Origin of the sequence: Noviherbaspirillum soli (genome assembly GCF_015352955.1) — a bacterium.
Classification (GTDB): Bacteria; Pseudomonadota; Gammaproteobacteria; order Burkholderiales; family Burkholderiaceae_D; genus Noviherbaspirillum_A; species Noviherbaspirillum_A soli.
In genome coordinates this window covers 45,775-51,774 of sequence record NZ_JACYOX010000037.1, presented here as the reverse complement: position 1 = coordinate 51,774, position 6,000 = coordinate 45,775, and the positions used below count along the sequence as shown (strand labels likewise).

The 6,000-nt window shown below is 63.1% G+C and carries 5 protein-coding genes and 2 tRNA genes; 5 read left to right on the top strand and 2 right to left on the bottom strand.

What is annotated here, in order from left to right; translation table 11 throughout:
* A partial coding sequence (locus IGW04_RS21115) for a YDG domain-containing protein (protein WP_228527287.1) occupies positions 1-1,737 on the top strand: 1,737 nt, incomplete at its 5' end.
* 144 nt (positions 1,738-1,881) lie between these two features.
* Here IGW04_RS21115 and IGW04_RS21110 read toward each other — a convergent pair.
* Together IGW04_RS21110 and IGW04_RS21105 are read right to left on the bottom strand one after the other, a co-directional pair.
* Positions 1,882-1,958: transfer RNA gene (locus IGW04_RS21110), tRNA-Asp, on the bottom strand.
* 37 nt (positions 1,959-1,995) lie between these two features.
* Positions 1,996-2,071, bottom strand: a tRNA-Val gene (locus IGW04_RS21105).
* Between the two features lie 210 nt (positions 2,072-2,281).
* On the opposite strand from IGW04_RS21105, the gene IGW04_RS21100 reads away from it, so the two are divergent.
* From IGW04_RS21100 to IGW04_RS21085, 4 genes are all read left to right on the top strand, one after another.
* Positions 2,282-2,764: an energy transducer TonB family protein gene (locus tag IGW04_RS21100; protein WP_194715077.1), complete on the top strand. Its 483-nt coding sequence runs from the start codon at positions 2,282-2,284 to the stop codon at positions 2,762-2,764.
* Entirely contained in the window at positions 2,761-3,552 is a 792-nt protein-coding gene (locus tag IGW04_RS21095; RefSeq protein ID WP_194715076.1) for a YdcF family protein, read from the top strand. Before IGW04_RS21100 ends, IGW04_RS21095 begins: the two co-directional genes overlap by 4 nt.
* A gap of 86 nt (positions 3,553-3,638) precedes the next feature.
* Complete coding sequence (locus tag IGW04_RS21090; RefSeq protein WP_194715075.1) at positions 3,639-4,769, top strand: ABC transporter substrate-binding protein; 1,131 nt, start codon at positions 3,639-3,641, stop codon at positions 4,767-4,769.
* Positions 4,770-5,018: 249 nt separating this feature from the next.
* Positions 5,019-5,321, top strand: coding sequence for a DUF883 family protein (locus IGW04_RS21085; RefSeq protein WP_194715074.1), 303 nt, complete (start codon positions 5,019-5,021; stop codon positions 5,319-5,321).
* Positions 5,322-6,000: the final 679 nt, after the last annotated feature.

Here is a 6,000-nt window from a genome sequence, read left to right as displayed (position 1 = left end):
GGCATCGGCACGCTCAACAGGACGGTGGCCGGCGACAAGGTAACGGCAAGCGCGTCGGGTGCGGCATTTGCCGACAAAACCGCGGCCACGAACAAGGAGGTGACGGTGAGCGGCGTGGTACTGGCCGGCGATGATGCGGCGAACTACACCATCGCCGGGACAGTGAAGACCACCGCCAGCATCGCCAGGCGCGCGCTGACGCTGTCGGACACGAAGGTGGACGACAGGGAATATGACGGCACCAAGGATGCCACGCTCAACGGCATCGGCACGCTCAACAGGACGGTGGCCGGTGACAAGGTGACGGCAAGCGCGTCGGGCGCGGCATTCGCCGACAAGGCCGCGGCCACGAACAAGGAGGTGACGGTGAGCGGCGTGGCGCTGGCCGGCGACGATGCGGCGAACTACACCATCGCCGGGACGGTCAAGACCACCGCCAGCATCACCAGGCGCGCGCTGACGCTGTCGGACACGAAGGTGGACGACAGGGAATATGACGGCACATCAAATGCCGCGCTCAATGGCATCGGCACGCTCAACAGGACGGTGGCCGGCGACAAGGTAACGGCAAGCGCGTCGGGTGCGGCATTTGCCGACAAAACCGCGGCCACGAACAAGGAGGTGACGGTGAGCGGCGTGGTACTGGCCGGCGATGATGCGGCGAACTACACCATCGCCGGGACAGTGAAGACCACCGCCAGCATCGCCAGGCGCGCGCTGACGCTGTCGGACACGAAGGTGGACGACAGGGAATATGACGGCACCAAGGATGCCACGCTCAACGGCATCGGCACGCTCAACAGGACGGTGGCCGGCGACAAGGTGACGGCAAGCGCGTCGGGCGCGGCATTCGCCGACAAGGCCGCGGCCACGAACAAGGAAGTGACGGTGAGCGGCGTGGCGCTGGCCGGCGACGATGCGGCGAACTACACCATTGCCGGGACGGTGAAGACCACCGCCAGCATCCGGCCGCGCCCGCTCGCCGTTCGTGCGCAAGGCGTGGACAAGGTCTATGACGGCAATACCAATGCAAGCATCACCCTCGGCGACAACCGCATCGAAGGCGACAGGCTCGATCTGCGCTATGCCAAAGCCAGCTTCGCCGACAGCAATGCGGGCAGCGGCAAGCCCGTCACTGTCGCGGGCATTGCGGCTTCGGGCGTCGACGCCGGCAATTACATGGCCGACAGCAATGTCGTCACGACCGCCAGCATCGGCAGGGCGCCGCTGACCGTCGCCGCCAATCCCGACAGCAAGACATTCGACGGCAAGGCATACCGCGGCGGCAACGGCGTCAGTTTCTCCGGCTTCGTCGCCGGCGAGAACGTCGGTGTACTGGGCGGCCAGCTTGGCTATGGCGGGAATGCCCAGGGCGCCGTGGAAATGGGCAGCTACCGCATCCTGCCCGGGGGCTATGCCAGCCAGAATTACGCCATCGTCTACGTGGACGGTAAGCTGACCATCGAAGCGCCCGCAGTACAACCCGCCAACCAGCCCGGCGGATCGCTGACGGGGGCCACCGTCGCCGCCCTGAATGAGATCCGTTCCATGGAGCAAGCCGGCGCTATGAGTGGCGACACACGTCCGCTGCTATCCCGGCCCACGCTGTCCATCGACAGGTGCGGCGTGCGCATACCCAGGCGGGTGTTGAACGTGATGGAAGGCGACTGCCTGGCAGCCGCACTCCAGCCGGCCGCGGCGCGCGCCGTCGCTTCGACGCGGCTTGCAGGCAACTGATGGCTCGCTGATACTGCCGCACAGGCGAGTGGAGGTGGATGTTTCACGGGAAACATGCATTCTTTACCGCCAAGGCGGCTATTTGCACTTCCACGCCCGGCGGCACAAAAGCAAACGCCCGCTTGCGCGGGCATTTGGTACTACTGGCGGAGTGGACGGGGCTCGAACCCGCGACCCCCGGCGTGACAGGCCGGTATTCTAACCAACTGAACTACCACTCCTAAACTGCTGAAATCTTCGCATGCCGCCTGCTGAACCTGGTGGGTGCTGAGAGGCTCGAACTCCCGACCTACGCCTTGTAAGGGCGCCGCTCTACCAACTGAGCTAAGCACCCCGGTGCTTGCATCCTGCATCGAATTCAGACGTGTTGCCTTGTGTCTGAAGCGGGGCGAAGTCTACAGGAAGTCTTTTTGAAAAACCAGTGCCAGGCAAAAATTTTTGAAAAAAATCGTTGATCGCGCAGTCTGCTGCTGCATCGCCCATGCGATTCAGCCAGAATGGTCGTTGGCCGATTATCAATCAGGCTTGCGTGGAGACTTTCATCATGGCTATCCGATTTTCCTTCCTGCTGGCTGCCGCCATGATGGCCGGCTGCGCCCATAGCCCGCCTGCGGAAACGGCCGGCATGCTGCGCCATGGCGTCGAGCCGGTGGATACCACCCGCGACGGCATGTCCACCGCCGCCACCATCGACAGCTACAAGGCCGACCTGGCGCAGCGTATCTATCAGGTCAATTCCACCCGCGTCTACACCACGCGTCCGCAGGCGCTGCTGCGCTCGGTGGTGGTGCTGAAATATGCGGTGGACGCCGGCGGCAACCTGGTGCGCAGCGAGATCGCCCGCAGCAACCACGACCGCGCCACCGAGGCCACGGCGCTGGCGTCGCTGCGCAACAGTGCGCCATTCCCCAAGCCGGCGCCGCACCTGCTGCGCAACGGCAGGGTGGAAATGCATGAGTCCTGGCTGTTCAACAACGATGGCCGCTTCCAGCTGCGTTCGATCGCCCTGGTCCAGATGAACGAATGAGCAGCGCCTGGCTGCTGGTCAACGCGGTCAGCGCATTGCTGCTGCCGCCCCTGAACCTGCTGCTGCTGTGCGCGGTGGGCGTGCTGCTGCGCCGGCGCTGGCCGCGGCTGGGAGGCGGGGTGGCGCTGCTGTCGCTGGCGTTGCTGGTCGGGCTGTCGACCCATGCCGGCGTGCGCCTGCTGGCACGGCCCCTGGAAAATCGCATTCCGGCGCTGGACCTGGCGCAAGCCGCCGATGCCCAGGCCATCGTCGTGCTGGGCGGCGGACGCCGCCGCAATGCCCCCGAATATGGCGGCCAGGATGTGCCGTACCCCAGTGCGCTGGCTCGGTTGCGCTATGCGGCCCGCCTGCAGCGCCAGACGGGCCTGCCTCTGCTGGTCAGCGGCGGCCGGCCGGAGGGCGCGGTGGAATCCGAGGCCGCATTGATGGCGCGGGTACTGCGCGAGGATTTCCAGGTCAGTGTGCGGTGGATGGAAGAAGAATCGGATAACACCGCCCAGAACGCCCGGTTCTCGGCCGCGCTGTTGCAACAGGCAAGAATATCCCGCGTGCTGCTGGTGACCGATGCGCTGCACATGCCACGTTCGCAGCAAATCTTCGAACAGGCAGGGCTGGAGGTGACAGCCGCGCCCACCAATTACATCGCACAGGGCGCGCTGCATCCGGCCGATTTCATCCCGAATGCCGGCGCGCTGAGGGACAGCCACTATGCGCTGCATGAATGGATAGGCCGCTTCTGGTACCGGATCGCCTACCGCGGCAAGGCGGTTTCGCCATCGGCGTTGTAAGTGGTTCTCTAAAGAAACAATTTCTCTGGATAAATATAAATCTCTCTGGTTAAATAGTCGCACCGTTGCGTTCTAGGAGAGCCGCCGTGCGATTAAAAGCCTGTTCGTCCCTGTTGCTGGGTCTTGCCTTTGCGCTGGCTTCACAGGCGCATGCCGACATCGTGGTGGCGCAGTCGGCGCCGCTGACAGGCGAAGCCGGCGGCGCCGGTCGCGGCCTCGCGCTGGGCGCCAAGATCTATTTCGATCATGTCAATGCCACCGAGGGCGGCGTCAACGGCCACAAGATCGTCCATGTGGTGAAGGACGACGGTTACCAGATCGAAGGCACGGTGCGCAACGCCAAGGAATTCATCGCCGACCCGCGGGTGGTGGCGCTGACCGGCTTTTACGGCACCGACAATGTCACCGAACTGTTCAAGCAGGGCCTGTTCGACAACACGCCGCTGTCCATCGTCGGCGTGTCGACCGGCGCCAAGCTGCTGCGCGAGCCGATGAACCCCAGCATCTTCCACCTTCGCGCCAGCTATATCGAGGAAGTCGACGCTATCGTGCGCCATGTTGCCGGGCTCGGCACCAAGCGCATCGCCGTGGTGTATGAAGACAATCCCTTCGGCGAAGCGGGCCTGCGCGCCGCCGAAGACGCGGTCAAGAAACGCAACCTGGCGCTGGTGGCGCGCGCGACGTATCAGCAGCACACCACCGATGTGCGCGATGCGGTGAAGGACGTGGTGGAAAGCCAGCCCGACACCGTGATCCTGGTGGCGATCACACCGCCGGCCGCGGAATTCATCAAGCAGTTCCACGCCGCCGGCGGCCGCGCCTACCTGTTCGGCCTGTCCACGGCGAATGTGGAAGGCCTGTCCAAGGTGGTGAGCCCGACCGCGCTCCAGGGCCTGGGCATTTCCCAGGTGATGCCGTTCCCGTACAGCGCCACGCTGCCGCTGGTGGCCGATTACCAGGCGGCGATGAAGGCCTATGCCAAGGGCACGCCATACTCCTATACGACGATGGAAGGCTATATGAATGCGCGGGTGCTGGTGATGGCGCTGAAGAAGGCCGGCAATTCGCCCACCCGCGCCTCGGTCCGGCAGGCGCTGGAAGGACTGGGACAGATCAATCTGGGCGGCTATCCGCTCAATTTCTCGCCGACCAACCATGTCGGCTCCCGTTTCGTGGACCTGACCGTGGTCAGCCGCACGGGTTCGCTGATGCGCTGATGCGTTTGCCCTGGTTGCGCTCCCGGCGCAGTGTTCGATAGCGCACCGCTTTTCTTCGCAAGCCGCCTTATTCTTGCTCAGGAAGCACCGGATGCGCCATGCATCCGTGCATCCGCAAGGCCTTGCAGACTTGCAAAAATTGCCACTTTTTTGTAACCTGCAGCACGCCTTACGCAGCGGCCGCCGGCCCGCGTCAAACCGCCGTCAGAGCCGCCTGCGCATACTTCACCTAGCCTTGGGGGTACCACCATGTTGGAAAACAATCTGAAGACAGTCAGGACAGATCTGCGCTCGCTGCTGCGCGACGCCCAGGACCTGTTCCGCGAGGCGACCTCGTCCACCGGCATGAAGGCCGACGACCTGCGCGAGCGCGGCCTGGAACTGCTGGACACTGCGCTGGTCAAGGCGCAGGACCTGCAGTCGGTCGCGCTGGACACCAGCAAGGAAGTGGTCGACACCGCCGACAGCTTCGTCAAGGACAACCCATGGCGCGCGGTGGCGATCTCGGCGGGCGTGGGCGTATTGCTGGGGATGATGATCGGGCGGCGGTAAGCAGTCAGCTGGCCAGACATGCGAAGCGCCCTCTCTTGAGGGCGCTTTTTATTTGGTCTTTGAGAAAGCGTGTGACCCGGCATGCATTGGTATGGTGGAATATTCTAAGGGAGCATTCCACCTTTCGTCGACCAAGGCAGGGCTATGGAAGACGTAGAAGCCGTAGCCTGGGTGGAGCGCAGCGCAACCCGGGATTGCACCGATTGCACAAGACACCGATCCCGCGCCTACCCGGCCAATTCCCGGGCCTTGCCTTTTCCATTTGACGGGCACAGTCGCTGGCTTCAGCGATGCATGGCCCGGGTTGCGCTGCGCTCCACCCAGGCTACGAGTTCTTCAGGGAAGCGTGTCACCAGCATGCGGTCGTAGGGTGCAATACCCGCAGGGCATTGCACCGTGGGCGGCTGAACAATGGGTACAGTTCAAACTTTGTCGTGATCGACGATTGGTGGAATGCCCCTTCGGGGTATTCCACCCTACTAGGCTACTAGGCTGAGCAGAACAGACCATGCGTAGCATGTGATGGTTGAACACTTTATGGGCTAGTTAGCCATAACGCGCTTTGTGTAATGATGATATTTGAACCCGAATATGAAAGCCATCCGAAATAATCAAATAAAAAGCGCCTTTTTGAAGGCGCTTTTTATCTCCGACCTAAAAATTGTAAATGCCGCTTTTG

Bases quoted from the DNA above. Each gene is read 5' to 3' on its own strand.
- IGW04_RS21095 (WP_194715076.1), top strand. From the start codon at position 2,761: ATGAGCAGCGCCTGGCTGCTGGTCAACGCGGTCAGCGCATTGCTGCTG.
- IGW04_RS21100 (WP_194715077.1), top strand. From the start codon at position 2,282: ATGGCTATCCGATTTTCCTTCCTGCTGGCTGCCGCCATGATGGCCGGC.
- IGW04_RS21085 (WP_194715074.1), top strand. From the start codon at position 5,019: ATGTTGGAAAACAATCTGAAGACAGTCAGGACAGATCTGCGCTCGCTG.